The organism is Sphingomonas sp. LH128, assembly GCF_000293195.2.
In the GTDB taxonomy this organism is placed as follows: domain Bacteria; phylum Pseudomonadota; class Alphaproteobacteria; order Sphingomonadales; family Sphingomonadaceae; genus Novosphingobium; species Novosphingobium resinovorum_A.
Map to the genome: position 1 here is coordinate 1 of NZ_ALVC01000071.1, position 15146 is coordinate 15146.

Here is a 15146-nt window from a genome sequence, read left to right on the forward strand (position 1 = left end):
GCGTGTCCGGTCAGGCTGCATTTCTTCCCGAGCGGCGAGTACCGGACGGACGGCTATAGAGCGCAGCGCTCGCCGCCCGGAATGGCGAAAACGGGTGGATTGCGGACATTGCTACAGCCCATCATTTCGGCCAAGATTGTGAGATGGAACACTCGTCGGCGCGGCAAACACTCTTCTGTCAATCGTGCTTGGCCCATATTGTCGGTCTTTTAGCTATCAGCCTCTACGGGTCTCGGGATGTCGCTGACATCACCAGTAGCATTTTGGCGGCGTTCCTCATCGGCGGGTTGCTTTCACTGCCGTGGTTGATTGTTCTCGGCCTTTTAATCTGGAAGGCAGGTGCGTGGCTGTCCGAGCACATCATTGCCTTCTGCTCAGTCGGTCCGGCAGTAGTTTGCGGAAGCTGGCTCCTTCTCTTCGGCACCCCCATGCTCGACGCGGTGGGCTTGTCCTGCACGGTCTCGTCTGCGACGGTCCTCGCAATGCGGTTCGTGCCTCGGTGGTGGGCTCAACCTTCTGCTCAATGACTGCAAGGGGGCGTGTCCGGTCAGGCTGGTTTTCTTCCCGAGCGGTGAGCACCGGACGTGCCGCTATAGAGCGCAGCGCTCACCTCCCGGAATGACGAAAACGGGTGCATAGCGGACGGCACTACCTCTTCAAATAGCTCGCGATACCATCCCACATGAACGCGAGCCCGAAGAGAGAAGCGCTCAAGACAACCGTAATCCAGTCGCCGGTAAATGGCCCTTCGAGTCGATGCATAGCCAGAGCTATCAGCAGCGCGGCAAAGGCGGCGATTAAGATCAACCGCTGGGTCTTCGAGATGCTTGCCATATTGAGCCCCCTTTTCAGGCTCGACCTTAGATCGAACGGCGCAGCGACCGCAATGGGGCCCTCACGGTTCGTCCGGATTTCAGCGTAAGAGGGTGGATAGTGGTCATTGAGCCGCCTTGCAGGCGAGGGTAACCTTCCCAAATGAGAATTGGAACTTTCGCTATCGGCGTGATGGTCTTTTTGAGCGGATGTGACCGTCTTTACGGTGTACAAAGTCGTGTGTCCCTCGGTGGCCCGGTCGACATAAGTTGCATCAACGCAGCAATTCACAGCGTTCCAGACGCGGCTCGCATTACCTATAAGACTGATTGGCTCGATTCAGTCGAGATTTTGCCGAAACACCGCAGCGTCCACACCATCACGCACGTTTGGCTATATGGCGAAGCGCAAAGTTCGGTTCTCCAGATCGACCAAACTCCGGATGGCTGGGACTTCGTTAATTCCCACAGCAGGATCGGGGAAGCCATACCTCAAACGGAAATCGATCACTTTATTCCCACCATGAAAAAGGTGAACCGCGCAATTCAAATGAGATGCGGGCTTCAAGTCGCAGACTTACCTGCTGAGCATATTTCGTAGCGTCCGCCATGGGGGGTGTGCCGCCGGACCGCTTTCCCGATTAAATTATTGCAAGGTTGTCATTCCGCTACCGGCGACCGGCTTGCCGTCGCCTGATGGCTCGAAGGGGGCGCGTAGCAGCCGGGCAGCCTTCCGCTAGGCAGACGACAGGTTGAGGAGCAGGCAGACGCTCGTAACTTCAGTGCCGGACGGCGAGAGTTGGTCGAATCCTGTCGCCAGCCCGTTCCAGAGCCTGAACCGTAGCGAGTCTGATCGTTTGCGACCTTCATCGATAAACTAGGTCGAACGGCCTGCGTCAGCCGCGATACGACCCGGCCAGCAACCGATCCGCCGAACTCCTTGCCGACCAGATCCCAAATTGCGGTATTGTTCGTTGTCACCCCAGCGTAAGGGGATCCCACGATATGGTATCGATCATTCGGGCGGTGGCGGGTGAGTCGGACATCCCCGTCGGCTTCCCGATTCTGTTCGATGCGGAAATGGCAATCATCGAGCCGGCCTTCGTCTGGCTCATGGAGCATGCCGACCTCAGTGGGCACGCGCAGGCGTCGGAAACTGTGCGTACCTACGGTGAGCATCTACACGACTGGTTCGACGCGCTCGAGCAATCTGGGGTTAATTGGCGCGAGGCCGACGAGCGCGTGATCGCCGCCTATCGCAACCGGATGCTGGAAAACCCTAGCCAGCATACCGGACGGCCCTACGCCCGGACCACGATCAACGCGCGCGTCTCCACTGTGTGCCGCTTTTACGGATGGGCGCTCGACAGGGGATTGATCGACCACTGCCCGTTCCGATTGACCGAGAAGATGACGCTGATGCTCGACGGTGCCTATCGTCCCGGATTGCAGCGGCGCCAGGTCAACGCACTGATCGTCTCACGGCCCGAAAGGCTGCCGCGGCCGCTGCATGCTGCCGAACTGGCGAGGCTATTCACACATCTTAGGCCGACAGCGCGCCTTGCCGCGCAGTGGGCGCTCGGAGCGGGTCTGCGCCGTAAAGAGCTTTGCGCGCTTGCCATCGGCCAAATTCCCGATAGCTGGCCGCTCGACCTCGCCAGCGAGCCGCTGGTTGGAGTACCGCTGTATATCACCAAAGGCGACCGGCCAAGAACGGTCTATCCCCCGCTTCGGCTACTCGATCATACTCACTGGTACATCGGTGAGTGGCGTGCCCGGATCGTTCATCGCGCTCGCCGTGCCGACAGGCGCTACCGCATGCCATCCAATCTCCTGTTGAACGAACATGGCCGCGCCATGACTCACAAGCTTCTCACGGCACAGTTTGCGGAAGCGTTTGCGGCCTCCGGGCTTCACGGTACGCTACATTGGCTGCGCCATACCTTCGCGATGGCCATGCTCGTCCGCCTTCAGGTCCAAGCCCGTACCAATCCTGATCTCAACCCGCTCAAGGTCGTGCAGGTGCTGCTCGGCCACGCCTCAATCACAACCACGGCGATCTATTTGCGCTGCGTCGAGCTCCATGAGCATGACCTGAGCGAGAGCCTTGCCTATCTGTATGGTGAGCTGATCCCAACCGATGGCTAGGACTCGTCTCGATCGGACGCTGCGGCTCGAAACGGCGCCTGCAGACCATCCGCCGGATGTCGCGAAAGTTCAGTTCCGCGATGAATGGGGCAAGATCGTGCAGCAGTTCGATCGGGCGCTGTTCGGGATGCCGGACGACATCAGCGCAGCTATGGCCCGTGTCTTCCGTGATCATGACGTGGCATCCAGCGCCGCGACCCGTGCCGCTCGCTGGTTCGCGCTGCGCGTGTTCGGGAGGTTCCTGCGTGAAGACGGGCGGGTCGGGTGCGCTGCCGACCTTGATACGGCAACGATCCGCAGATTCATCACTTGGCTGGCGAAGCCGGCCAACGGACGTAAGCGCGGCGTAAAGTCGCAATCGCACCAGCTCGGCATGGTTAGGCCAGTACTAAAGCGAGCAATAGCGAACAATCCTTGTCTGTTCGCCCCTGACCTCACGGTGCCAAACAATGCTATCCCGCTCGCCGGTACCCAGCGACTGCCCCAAGAGCGGTTAACGCCCCTCCAGATGCGGTCGGTGCTAGCAGCCTGCTACGCAGAGATCGACGTCGCCTGGGACAAGTTCCAATATGGCCAGGGCGTCATAGCCCTAACTGAGCTGCCGCCGCGCCCTTCGTGGCGCACAGAAGGACTGGACCGATGGATATGGCGGCTCCATCGGGCTAACAATGGTCTATCCCCCGGAGGCAATGGTTTGCGGCGGCTAGGCTTCCGCAAGAAGGCTCTGCCAAAAGCGCACCCGATCGCCTCGATCGAGGGCTATCTGCATATCACGACCGATGCTCTAACGGCGTTCTACATCGCGCTGCTGATCCAGACGGCAGCTAATGCCGGGCCGCTGCGTCAAATCAAGCGGGATTGCCTGATAGCCCATCCGCTCGACCGGCATCGCGTCATGGTCGAATGGAGCAAACCCCGCGCCGGTGGGAAGGTCAAGCGCATGCAGCGGCGCTCGTTCGACAATCGCCGCCCCTATTCGGCGCCACGCCTGATAGAGAAACTTCTCGCGATGACGGCTCCTCTGCTGCCGCACGTGGGGCCGTCCGAGCGCGACCAGTTGTTCCTGCACCGGTTCCTCATGACGACCGGCCGCAACGAACGAGAGCATAACGCCGGCCAAATCGCGCAGGCCACGCTGCGATGGGCAATGCTGCGGTTTTACGAGCGCCAGAACGCCGCCATCGCCTCCTGGAACGAAGCTCATCCCGATGAGCGCCGACCGTTGCTTCCCGATTTCTCGCCCAAGCTGTTCCGCAGCAGCATGGCGAGCGCCCACTATACCGCCTCGCAGGGCGATATCATGGCGGCCAAGGCGGTCCTTAATCATGCAGATGTCGCAACCACCGATATTTACGTCGACGGCGAGGCCGTTCGCCGCCTCGAGCGCGATACGATCGCCCGGCTCCAATCGCTGATGATCAAATGGGTTCACGGCGAAACAAGCTCGGATCGCCCGCAAGATGGAGGATCATATACCGCAGCGCCAGTGACCGCGCTGTTCGGTCACACCTGCCTTCGGCCGACCGACGACGCGTCTGCGCGCCCTGGTCAAGTGTGCCCGAAGCTCGGTGGTTGCCTCGCCTGTCCTGGCTTGGTCGTCCCGATCAACCCGGACCATCTCGCGCGGATCGTCCAAGCCATCCGGCATCTTGAATTGGCACGCGAGCGTATTGACCCAATCCGGTTCGGACGCTTCTACGCTCCGAGTCTTCGGGCGTTGGCGGAGGATTTGCTGCCGGCGTTTCCGCCCGAGATGATGCCGGACGCAGAGCGCCTCATTCCGGTTCTGCCACCACTGCCGGATATGGAGTAGCATCATGGGCTCCGTGACGACATCTTCGCTCGCTCATTTCCCGGCGGTATCGTTGCAAAACGATAGCATGTCCGTCACGATGACGTTCAACTGGCGTTTCTTAATGCCGGATGGAGGCCGGTTCAGCGACGATCAGTGGAAACCGCTTAGGTATGCGGCTGAACTATTCCTGCTGTCGCTACGAGACGATCCCCCCGAAGGCCGGGTGCCGCTCCGACAGAGTACGATCCGGGGCCACTTTAATCACATTCGCTTCCTCGTTCGATGGATGGCGGTCGAAAATGTTCGACGCTTCAGCGATCTTGATGAAGACACGGTCAATCGGTTCGTCGCAATGCTCCGCGGTCGCCGCGGCAGAAGCGGAGCGTTGCTCTCGCTCAGCACCGCCGAAGGGTATCTGGGCACGATCCGCACGTTTCACATGCAACGCAACAAGCTGGATGATGCACCGTCTGTGCCGCCGCCCCGCGCCGCTTCAGTCGGGAAGCGCCACTGGAAACCTTACGGCGGCCATCCTTACACCCCCGACGAGATCGCCGTGCCGCTGGTCAGCGGGGCTATAGAGCTGCTGGGCGGAACGGCGGACCAGATACTCGCACTGCGCGACCATCTCGAGAATCTCCATGCACGGTTCCGACCGCACTACCAGGGTCGGTGGCTCCACTGGCATATCAGACGCGCCATGCTGGACGAGGCAATTCCTCATGCGGATCGATATGCGAATCCCAACTGGCCGCTGCGCCGCCTTGCGTTCATGCTTGACCGGCTTGGCGACGCCTGTTTCGTCGTCATCGCCTATCTCGTTGGCGCGCGAGCTTCGGAAATCTTGAGGCTTGAAGAGGGTTGCCTTGAGCGCCACGCGGCCGATGGCAGCGGGGAGGAACACGTCTATTTGGTCGGCACGATCACTAAGACTTCGCTGACAGAGCATGGCGACATCCACCGCTGGCTCGCACCTGAGCCAGTTCAGCGGGCGATCCATATTCTTGAACGTCTCTCGGCTCCGCTTCGCGAACTTAGCGGCGATAGAAATCTCTGGCTTCATCAGCTTGGCAGGGGGCGATCGCCACTGCCGACGTCGATGCCCGTCGCGCGATTGCGACCACCCCTGGTCAACCGTCGTTTGAATGAGCGGCTTGCGCCTTTCCTCGCGCTGCCGGACTACCAAGACGGCACCTGGCGCCTGACCACTTATCAGGGGCGCAAGACGTTCTCCCGGTTCATCGGTCGGCGTGATCGTACCGGCCTGACGGCATTACAACGCCACCTCGGTCACGTTCACCGCGCGATGACCGACCGAGCCTATGTCGGCACCGACTTTGAGCTTGCCGAACTGATCGACGACCAGACTGCGGAAGAAACCCGGGAGGCGCTGGAAGACCTTCTCCTGGCTCCGCACGTTGGCGGCAAGGCGGGGGTCATGCTCTCCGAACGATCACCGTTCCGCGGGCGAAAGCGATCGGGCGACGTCGATGGCTATATCACCGAGATCCTGGCCGAGACGGATATGCGCCTTGGCGTCTGCGACTGGGGTTACTGTCTGTACCGCCGAGAATCCTCCGCTTGCCTTGGCGGCGAGTGCGAGCCGAACCCGGTCCTTCGCACCCAAAGCACCTGCCGGACCTGCGCCAACTTCGCCGTGACCGACCGGCATAGACACGTTTGGGAAGCGCGCCTCGAACGTAACATCATGCTGACCCAGCGGGATGATCTCGATGCCGAGAGCCGCGCGCTTGCCGAAGCCCGTATCCAGGAATCGCGTTGCATCCTCGACCAGATCGACAAAGGAAATGCCGATGGCATCCGAACCTGACTTATCCACTCCGCAAGCCCGTCGCTGGGCAAAGACCGATGCTCGTCTGCGTGAGGCTCTTAGCGCCTTTGCTAGTGAACCATCCACTGCGCCGACGGTAGCCGCTCTCGCACGCGCTGCTGGGGTTGGCCGCAATATAATCTATACCCACCACGCCGGCGTTCTTGCCACTCTGCGCGGACTTCAGGCGCAGCGTGCTAAAGACACAGAAAGGATCGCAGGACAGACGGATCGCGCACGCACGGCTCTTCGCGATGCGGAAGACCGCAACGTCGCACTCGCGACACATAACGCGAGCCTGCTGAAGCGCGCTGTCGAAGCCGAGCAGCGCGCGGAAAGGCTCGAACGTCGCAACGCGCAACTCGTGCAGGAACTCGATCGGATACGCCGACCCGTGCCAATCCGCGCCAGCGCTGAACAACATGATCCTTCCGCTGTCTGAAGGCGGGCCCGACCTTATGGGGCGTCTTGGAAGGGGAGGGGGATTGGGAGTGGCGGAAATGCAGGATTTGCGAGGCAAAGAGGACAGAACCGTCCAGACCTAATGCAGCCTCAAGTACAAGGCAGCACCCCAGGAAGCCTTCATCAAAACCTGGCAGCCAGCGATCGACGCCTGGGCGCAAGGCCGAAAGGTCGTGCGCTATATTGGCTACGACGCTGGCAAACGTGATGGGCAGCGGTACGCGCACGCCGCTACAATCGAGGATCCGCGTTTCGATAATCGCTACCCTCTTCGGGAATGGGGCTGGAACCGAGAGGCGTGCGAGCGTCGCATCGAGGCCGAAGGCTTGCCGGTTCCACCCAAATCCTCATGCGTTTTCTGCACTGGGATGAAGCCTGACGAGGTGCGTTCATTGTCCAGGCACTGGCTGCGCATAATCGTCCTCATTGAAGCGCGCGCAGCGCCGCGGTTGCGCACTGTCGAGGGTCTTTGGCGGCGCAGCACCACCACGCGCCCGGGGAAAATGACGGACTTCATCAGGACTGAAGGTCTACTGTCCGACCAGGAGATCGATGGCATCATAGCCGCCGCGCCCTCCTCGCTGGTTCGGTTTCAGGAGGTTGCAGCCCGCGTGTCGCTGGCGGAGCGACCAGAGCTTGGCACATGGCTCGAGCAATTCCATCGTGGAATTCTCTGAGCGCAATCGAACGACATTGTCATTGCCATAGTGCAGGCGTGCCAGGCTATTAGGTCGTGGCACATGTTCAATGCGATCGCACAGGTGGAGTCGGCGATGACTACTTACAGGGGGCGCATGGTATCGGGAGGGCACCTGCAAATCCCGTTGGACGTGCACGAGGAACTCGGTCTCGCCGATGGTGATGACGTCTGCCTTGAGGTTGTCGGCGGAGAACTACGCGTGCGAACTTCCACCTCCGCGCTTGCTCGGGTGCGTGCCATGGTTCGTACGCGTGTGCCCGCAGATGTGAGTCTCAGCGATGCACTGATTGCGGACCGCCGTGACGATGCGGCGCGTGGCTGATTATAATCTTGATGCTCGTTACGTCCTTAGCGCGACCAAGCAGGAGCCCGGCATCCCAGCGATGGCTGATCAAGCCTTGATCCGCGCCGTAAAAATCGCCACGTCGAAGATCGCTGGCACCCCTCACATCCTCTCGAATTGAGAACGTCTGTGTCTATTAGGCCAGCGGATCTCGTGGCAGACCGAGCCTGTAGTCTCTTACCCATAGGTCAAGGAAGCACAGCGATGAGCCGCTACGACTTCTCTGGTCGCCTGGATGGCGTCAGCGTTTCTATCGGTTGGGATCGGCCCCTTGGCACCTTCTTCGTCCAGGTTAAGCAAACCGGGGATGCTGACGACGCTGTCCTGCTATGGCTAGGCACTTACCCGGGCGAGATATCCTCCGCAGCTGAAGCTATCCGCTTCGCAACAGACCATGCGGAGCTTCCCGCTGACCTTGGATCGATCCTTGAAACTGACCGCCTCAAGACACTGGGCATGATCGACGGACCAGCCCAACGTGCTGCGAAGGATTTTATAGTTCGCAGTGGTCTGGGTTAGGTAGGCGTACAGCCGTTCGCATCAAGCCCGATCACGTTTGATGCGCTGTTTACGAGTTCGCACGCCTTCGCATATAACTCGGGATCGCCCATCCGCATCTTGCTCAGGATGAGCGCCTTCTCCCTCAGGTACACTTCTGCAAAAACCGGATCGTTCGAAACGATCGAGCGGGTATTGCTGATAAGGTCCGCCAATTTGACCGTCTGGGCTGCGGAAGAGATTGTTGCGAGCCGCTCCGCCTCGGCTGCCTTGCGTGTCGCCCGGTTTCCTTCGTGGCATTGGTCGGTCAATTCCATCACCAAAGCTGCGACGGATGCCCCGAATTGCTCTTCTATATCTCCGCGGGTTACTGCCGTGTCCTCGATGGTGTCATGAAGCAGGGCGGCCGCCAACATCTCGTCCGTATGCGAAACACCTTGCACGATCTGCATCACCTCGATGGGATGCTCGATGTAGGGTTTATGGGTGTATTTGCGCCGATGGTCGATGGCGCCATGGGCTCGCGTGGCAAAGGCCAGCGCTCTTGTCACCAGATCGGATCGGACATCTGTCATACGCAACATTCGGTGAGGCAGGCATCTATGTCGAGCGTTATTCACGCAGCCACGACGAATTCAAATGGCGGCGGCGGCCATCGTCTCGCGCGCGAGTCTGGCCATATCTGCACGAGCCATCATCACACGCACGTGGGCGGCCAGGTAGTTGGCGGCGCTTTCCGCATCGAGGTGGCGCACGGTATCGTAGAGCCCCCTGACATAGTCGCCCCCGCCACCTATGACGCCGGCGAGTTCGATCCGTGCCTCGCTGCCATCATCCCATATACCGTCCTCGATCTCGGACCAGAGCTGCGAAAGACAGTCGGCGAGAGCCTGCGCGTCGTAGTACCCGCTGTCGAGTCCGCAGCCCAGTGAGCGAGCCGCCAGTTCGATCGACACATCATCGGACGCGGAACCATTGATGAGGTCGAGAAGGGGGAGTTCATAGTTGTAGGAGCCGAGCCAAGTATGCATCGTTCTGCTTTTGTCTGTTAGGAGAGCTTTTCTGAACATATCAAGAACAAAAGGCCGACACAATGGTTACCGGCGAATAAGGTCGCTGGATCAACTTGCCCGCCCTTCGCGCCACGTCTGTGGAATGCACGCATCCTTTCAAACGCATCTGTATGAATTTTGGCATAGCCATTTGTAGCAACGTAGCAACACGCAGCCTTGCTGGGGGAGTGCCGATGTGGCAATGTAGGAACAAAGGAGAGTTTCAGCATGACGATCACCACGCTTTCAGCTCGCGACTTCAATCAGGACGTCGGTCGTGCCAAAAAGGCAACGATCAATGGCCCTGTCATTATCACCGACCGCGGCAAGCCGGCTCATGTCCTCATGTCGATCGATGAGTATCGTAAGCTACGTGGCGGGAAAAAGATGAGCTTGCTCGAATCCCTTACACCCAGCCATCCTGCGGCGTTGGATGATGATTTCGAGTTTCAAAAGTTCGGTGGAATTACGAAGCAAGTGGAACTGGACTGATGCATCTACTCGACACGAATGTCGTTTCGATTTTCCGCCGCATCGACAAGGCCCCTCCACAGATACTTGATTGGGCTGCCTCAGTGGACGCCGAGGATTTTTATCTTTCCGTCATCACGGTCCTGGAGATCGAGCAGGGGATTTTGATGAAGGAGCGGAAAGACAAAGTGCAGGCCGACCTCTATCGGGACTGGCTGACCAACGACATTCTGGTCCGCTTCGAAGATCGGATTCTGCCCATTGATCTTGCTGTTGCCCGCCGCTGCGCGCGCCTGCATGTTCCTGATCCCAAATCAGAGCGCGATGCTCTTATTGCCGCTACAGCGCTTGTGCACGGCATGATCGTGGTCACGCGCAACGAAGCCGACTTCAAGGCAACCGGCGTACCGTTAATCGATCCCTGGTCCTACGGCCAGCACTAGAGGAAATATCAATTAAACCTGCGCCGGATGGCGGAGCACTAGAGCCAGCCTGCGCAAGGGCAACAACACCCTAATGGCTTACCGGCGTTCCACCTACCTAGGCCGCTTGCGCTTCCTGGCTTCGCGCTCAAGCTCATTGGCTGTAGCGTTCAGGTCCCGGGCGAACTGGACGAGGGCACGGCTGGCCCCGAGGCGGCTGAGACCATCGCTGCTGGCCGCAGACTCGCAGCGAACGGAGCGTTGTAACGCGAGGCCAGCAATGGTCCTGATCGTGTCTGCGTCCATGTACCGATAATAGCGCAACTCTAACGGTCCGCCCAGCTGGGTCTGGGCGCGCGGTGGCGCCCTGCACGCAGGTCCCAGCGAGGTGGGAGAGGTCGAGTTCCAGAGAAGAGACGGATTTTGAGGGGTGTCGTTTCGGAAGGGTCCGAGCGGCGCAACGTCGAAAGGTAAGTCTCATGAACATCGGTGAATTCAAGGTCGTCAACGGTCGTACCCTTGGCTGGATCGCTACGCGTACGATCGATCTTCCCCAACTTGGGCTCCGCCCGGTCGAGAGCGAGCACGAGCGTGCGCCGCTTTTCGAAATCCTCGCACTCAATGTCGGCAATCGCTGGGTCCAGGTCGGCGCGCTCTGGGAAGCCGTCGCGCGCAACTCCACGGGCGAAGCCTTCCTGCAGGGCTCGATCGATGATCCCAGCCTTTCCGAACCGCTCTCGATCGCGCTGTTCGGAAACGAGGAGGATGGCTTCCGCGTCGCCTGGCGGCGCCAGCAGCCGCGCGACGTCTTCGCACCGGTCATCCGTGGCGGCCAGAGGCGCGATGGCGGCGGCGACGTTGGCTTTGGCGAGAGTACGGCTGCACCGGGCGGTGACCTGGTGGGTGCCGGGGCAGGATTCGACGACGAAATCGCCTTCTGACGTGCCGAGCCGGCCGGGGGAGGCGCAACTCCTCCGGCCATTCCCTCCTTCCTTCAGGAGCGATTGCCATGACCTCTTCAAGCAGCGTTCACCGCTTTGCCGATCTCAAGGAACTCTACGCCGAGATGACCGCGACCCCGGAGTTTCGCGCAGTGTTCGGCGACCCGGAACACCTCTCGATCATGCAGCCGGGCGAGGAGCCCACCGACCTTGAAATGCCCGATCCGCTCGCGGCCCAGGCGGACTGCGGCGGGATCATCGCGTGCATCTTCGATCTTCTTACCGATACCCGCCTGGAACCCTTCGCGCCCGAGATAGCATGGGGCCTCGTGAATTCCTTCCACTTCACCGCCGGCAAGCTCGAGCGGCAGGAGGATGCTCTTGCGCAGGACCTGGGTGAGCTCGCGCGCAATCCTGAAATGAGCGAGGTCTACGCACGCAGCCTGGAGGACAAGCAGCTTGCCTGCCGTTCGGTCGCCGAGCAGCGCGAGGCGATCGAGACGATGCGCGACTTTGCCGCCGCGACCTATCATGCCTTGTCGGGATGGCCCTGGTCGCCTTCACGCGGCAGTCGCGCCTCCAAGAACATCGCCAGTCAGGTCGATGCGCTCGACTTTCTGCGGGCGAGGAGTCTGGCGGCGCGCGAACGGCATAATCCGCAAGGGCCTGTCGTCATCTTCTCCGGTCCGTCTGTCTGGCACGACCATGCAATGATCTTCGAGCGCCTCGACGCGATCCATGCCCGGGTCCCGAACATGACACTGGTCACCACCGGACAGCGCGCAGGGGCCGATGCGATCGCTGCAGGCTGGGCGGGCAGCGCAGGGCGGCACGTACCGCTGGTCGCCTTCCGCCTCTACGGCTCGGGGATGAAGAAGGCCTTCGATCGCAATCGCAAGCTGGTCGATCTGAGGCCGGTCGAGGCCGTGTTGTGTGAAGGCTCGGGGGTGCAGGCGAACCTCTACCAGTCCCTTCGGCAAGCCGGGGTACCGATCCATGCCTTCCGCAAGACGGACCAGACCGCGGATACCGTCGCTTTGCGCCAACGCGTGCGCGGGAGGGTGTGATGGCAATCCCGGAGGCCTATGCCGCGAATTTCCAGACACTGCTCGACGCAGCATCGCATGGTGATCTGGCGTTGATGGAATGCACCGATGCGGTGACAGGCGAACCCCGCTATGTCATCTGCGCTGTGGGATACGACGCAGGCGAATATGTCATGACGCCCTTTGGTCATCTCCACGACGGCAACCCTTACGAGGCCTACCTCCCGCCGGCATAGACGCGCCGCTGAGCGTGCGGATTTCGACAAGCGTGGTCGCACGCTCAGCGGTATCTGGCAGATGTACTTCAGACGACAAGCCCCAATTGGGCGGTGAGCTTGCCTGTCTGCGAGGGAGCGCCCCTGCATGGGGACACTTGATGGGGCCGTTAGACCAGCCAATCTTTCGGTGAGCCATTGCCCTGCCGAGACAATGCCCTTGCCGGGGCATCGAGCCCCGCCAAGGGCAGCTCTTCTTCTATCTATCAAGTCCTCCAAGTGTGGCGCGGGAACGCAGCGGCCTCAAGGACGATGGGGCCCCACCATTTTGCCCGGCGGATCACCGGCAGATCCCCGACGCACCGCGGCGGCCGCCGGACAAAATCGTGACCCCCATCGCCGCTGGCGCGGTCGCTTCGCGATCCTTGACCCCGCTGCTCGGAGCCCGCGCCGGTGGGGGAACCTCTTTCAAGAAAAGGAGGTTCAAAATGACCATTGCAACGACGCACTATTCCTTCCAGATTCCGGGTGACGATGCCAACGAACCCACCGATCGTTTCGAGGATGCGTTCTCTCCGCGGATTGGCGAAGTTCGGATCGTGCGCACCGACGAGGCGATGGACCTCGATATGCCGGGTGCCTTCGAAGCGCAGATGGCGACCGAAATGCTGATCACTACGCTGTTCGATCTCCTGCGTGATACGCGTCTGCAGCCTGTCGCTGATCGGCTCACTTGGGGTATCGTGCACAGCTTCCACAAGGTGGCCGAACAACTCGACGGTGAGGGCGACAAGGCGGCACGTGAACTGCGCGACATGATCCGCGAGCACGATGGCAGCGAGATCGCGAACGCCACGCTGGAGGATGCACAGACCCTCTGCCAAGGGCTCGACGAGGCCCGCGAGGCGGTCGCGTGCATGCGAGACCATGCCGCCGAGGTCTACCGCGTCGAGACCGGACGCCCGTGGTCGAGCCCGCGCGGAACGCTTGCCTCAAGCAAGCGGACAGCGTCGGTTATCGCGGCATCCGACTTCCTGGCCGCGCGCCGCAACCGCCGGAACGAGGCGCATGCTCCCAGTGGCCCCGTCGTCATCTTCTCCGGAGGCCAGGTGTGGGCGGATCATCGGCAGGTGTGGGAACGGCTCGACGCGATCCGCACCCGCATACCCGAGATGGTGCTTGCCACCACTGCCCAGACAAAGGGCTGCGATGCCATAGCGGCGGCCTGGGCAGCGCGATCCGGGGTCAAGGTGGTCGCCTTCACGCTGGAGCGCTGGCGCTCGCTGGGGCGCAGGGCCGGGTTCGCCCGCAATGAGGCACTTGTTCGGCTCAACCCCGCTGAGGCTTTCGTCTGCGAGGGTAACGGGCTGCAATCCCATCTCGCTCGGCTGGTACGTAGTGCCGGCATTCCGGCTTACTTCCTGAAAGCCACTGATCAGGTCCGCTGAGCGCTGAGCGCACGACCCAAAAGCGTCGATGTACGGAGGTGAACCCTTCGTGCATCGACGCTTTTTGTCTGCCGGTAAGAATCGCTCTGCTCAGGGACGGGACCCCACGGGGGCCCGTCCGTCGCAAAGCGATGCGGCGTGCCGTTGGCACACCGGCCTCCTGCGCGCGGCTATCGCCGTGCTCGTCGCAGGGACGCCGTTCCGGCGAATTCTCACTGTCACGGAGATGCCGCCGGCACAGCCTTGAGAGCCGTAACAGCTTTGGTCCCGCCGATCCGGATAGCGAGCGTGAGTACGTCCTTGAACTCCCGTTCGGAGAGCGTCTCGACAGCCAACTCACCGGCTATTTCACCGTAATGTCGTCGTAGTGCCTTGCGTACCGCTTCGGCCTCGCTGGCCAGGCTACGCTGGTCGGCTTCGAGCTTGGCCAGCTTTTCACGATCAGTCATTCTGGGCATTGTTGTTCCTCACCGAGAGGCACGCCCGCCACGCAGTGATGATGCCGTAATTGCCGGCAGTCTCACACCTCAAAAATGAAAGGCTCGGCAAAATGCCGAAAAAGAACGAAGATGCCCCTTCGGGGCGCCGCGCGCCTGCCGGCACGAGGCAGGCGCAGCGGAAAGCCGCTGCGAAGCAGGGACGCACGGCCAGGGCCGTTTGTTAATGCACCGTACGCACGGGTGCTGCTCACCAAAGCGAGCATTTTCAGCAGCTTAGAAAATTTTTCAAAAGCGGCTGGGACACATTTTGTTCCCCGGGGCATCCCAAAGCAAGGTTTTTTCTTCTCATTTTGGAAGAAAACAGCCGATCCCAATTGACCGACACGGAGCCCTGCCACGAGCTTATCGGCCAATACGAACGGCAGATAATGGCGACACGTCATCACCCGTTTGGCGACCACTTTTGTGAAGAGTTTCGGGCGCTTGCGTACGAAAGCCTCCAGTGCAGGAACCCGCGGGCCC

The 15146-nt window shown here is 60.8% G+C and carries 19 protein-coding genes and 1 pseudogene; 15 read left to right on the forward strand and 5 right to left on the reverse strand.

All coding sequences use genetic code 11. The annotated features are described in order from the left end of the window. Nucleotides 1-648: 648 nt before the first annotated feature. The gene (locus LH128_RS06495; protein ID WP_008828796.1) at nt 649-834 is read right to left on the reverse strand and encodes a hypothetical protein; all 186 of its coding nucleotides are present in this window, start codon (nt 832-834) and stop codon (nt 649-651) included. A 141-nt stretch (nt 835-975) separates the two neighbouring features. Between LH128_RS06495 and LH128_RS06500 the strand changes: the two genes are divergently transcribed. The 9 genes and pseudogenes from LH128_RS06500 to LH128_RS06535 all read left to right on the forward strand — a co-directional run bounded on the left by LH128_RS06500 (nt 976) and on the right by LH128_RS06535 (nt 8610). Next, nucleotides 976-1413, forward strand: coding sequence for a hypothetical protein (locus LH128_RS06500; RefSeq protein WP_037518145.1), 438 nt, complete (start codon nt 976-978; stop codon nt 1411-1413). Between the two features lie 404 nt (nt 1414-1817). Beyond that, on the forward strand, nt 1818-2960 hold the full coding sequence (locus tag LH128_RS06505) for a tyrosine-type recombinase/integrase (protein WP_008828797.1): 1143 nt from the start codon (nt 1818-1820) through the stop codon (nt 2958-2960). Continuing rightward, nucleotides 2953-4773, forward strand: coding sequence for a site-specific integrase (locus LH128_RS06510; RefSeq protein ID WP_037518148.1), 1821 nt, complete (start codon nt 2953-2955; stop codon nt 4771-4773). The genes LH128_RS06505 and LH128_RS06510 overlap by 8 nt, the downstream gene beginning before the upstream one ends. 4 nt (nt 4774-4777) lie before the next feature. After that, nucleotides 4778-6586, forward strand: coding sequence for an integrase (locus tag LH128_RS06515; protein ID WP_037518151.1), 1809 nt, complete (start codon nt 4778-4780; stop codon nt 6584-6586). Beyond that, complete coding sequence (locus tag LH128_RS31990) at nt 6570-7028, forward strand: hypothetical protein (RefSeq protein ID WP_083274934.1); 459 nt, start codon at nt 6570-6572, stop codon at nt 7026-7028. Before LH128_RS06515 ends, LH128_RS31990 begins: the two co-directional genes overlap by 17 nt. 103 nt (nt 7029-7131) lie before the next feature. Beyond that, nucleotides 7132-7725 (forward strand): annotated as a pseudogene (locus LH128_RS33190) (hypothetical protein); the annotation flags it as partial. 63 nt (nt 7726-7788) lie between these two features. Next, nucleotides 7789-8070 carry a hypothetical protein gene (locus LH128_RS06530; protein ID WP_008828802.1) on the forward strand — a complete coding sequence of 94 codons (282 nt, stop codon included), beginning with the start codon at nt 7789-7791 and terminating at the stop codon, nt 8068-8070. Next, a complete protein-coding gene (locus LH128_RS33195) occupies nt 8063-8212 on the forward strand; it encodes a hypothetical protein (RefSeq protein WP_156800047.1) in 150 nt (49 codons plus the stop codon). Before LH128_RS06530 ends, LH128_RS33195 begins: the two co-directional genes overlap by 8 nt. Before the next feature lie 83 nt (nt 8213-8295). Beyond that, on the forward strand, nt 8296-8610 hold the full coding sequence (locus LH128_RS06535; protein ID WP_008828803.1) for a hypothetical protein: 315 nt from the start codon (nt 8296-8298) through the stop codon (nt 8608-8610). On the opposite strand, the gene LH128_RS06540 is transcribed toward LH128_RS06535, so the two are convergent. Then, nucleotides 8607-9173 (reverse strand): HD domain-containing protein, encoded by a 567-nt coding sequence (locus LH128_RS06540; protein WP_248006370.1) that lies wholly within the window; start codon nt 9171-9173, stop codon nt 8607-8609. The two genes, LH128_RS06535 and LH128_RS06540, sit on opposite strands and share 4 nt — an antisense overlap. 51 nt (nt 9174-9224) lie before the next feature. Next, nucleotides 9225-9620: a hypothetical protein gene (locus LH128_RS06545; protein ID WP_008828805.1), complete on the reverse strand. Its 396-nt coding sequence runs from the start codon at nt 9618-9620 to the stop codon at nt 9225-9227. Nucleotides 9621-9869: 249 nt separating this feature from the next. Between LH128_RS06545 and LH128_RS06550 the strand changes: the two genes are divergently transcribed. The 6 genes from LH128_RS06550 (at nt 9870) to LH128_RS06580 (ending at nt 14184) form a co-directional block, all read left to right on the forward strand. Then, complete coding sequence (locus tag LH128_RS06550) at nt 9870-10133, forward strand: type II toxin-antitoxin system Phd/YefM family antitoxin (RefSeq protein WP_008828806.1); 264 nt, start codon at nt 9870-9872, stop codon at nt 10131-10133. Further along, complete coding sequence (locus tag LH128_RS06555) at nt 10133-10555, forward strand: type II toxin-antitoxin system VapC family toxin (RefSeq protein WP_008828807.1); 423 nt, start codon at nt 10133-10135, stop codon at nt 10553-10555. The genes LH128_RS06550 and LH128_RS06555 overlap by 1 nt, the downstream gene beginning before the upstream one ends. Nucleotides 10556-11013: 458 nt before the next feature. Further along, nucleotides 11014-11475, forward strand: a complete 462-nt coding sequence (locus LH128_RS06565; protein ID WP_008828809.1) for a DUF736 domain-containing protein — start codon at nt 11014-11016, stop codon at nt 11473-11475. Nucleotides 11476-11543: 68 nt separating this feature from the next. Then, nucleotides 11544-12542 carry a DUF2493 domain-containing protein gene (locus tag LH128_RS06570; RefSeq protein ID WP_008828810.1) on the forward strand — a complete coding sequence of 333 codons (999 nt, stop codon included), beginning with the start codon at nt 11544-11546 and terminating at the stop codon, nt 12540-12542. Continuing rightward, entirely contained in the window at nt 12542-12757 is a 216-nt protein-coding gene (locus tag LH128_RS06575) for a DUF6117 family protein (protein ID WP_008828811.1), read from the forward strand. The genes LH128_RS06570 and LH128_RS06575 overlap by 1 nt, the downstream gene beginning before the upstream one ends. A gap of 467 nt (nt 12758-13224) precedes the next feature. Then, on the forward strand, nt 13225-14184 hold the full coding sequence (locus LH128_RS06580; RefSeq protein WP_008828812.1) for a DUF2493 domain-containing protein: 960 nt from the start codon (nt 13225-13227) through the stop codon (nt 14182-14184). A 218-nt stretch (nt 14185-14402) separates the two neighbouring features. Here LH128_RS06580 and LH128_RS06585 read toward each other — a convergent pair whose 3' ends face one another. Beyond that, nucleotides 14403-14633 carry a hypothetical protein gene (locus LH128_RS06585; protein ID WP_231958416.1) on the reverse strand — a complete coding sequence of 77 codons (231 nt, stop codon included), beginning with the start codon at nt 14631-14633 and terminating at the stop codon, nt 14403-14405. A 71-nt stretch (nt 14634-14704) separates the two neighbouring features. Beyond that, nucleotides 14705-15146 (reverse strand): hypothetical protein (locus LH128_RS33200; RefSeq protein ID WP_172704976.1); only part of this gene is annotated, 442 nt, incomplete at its 5' end.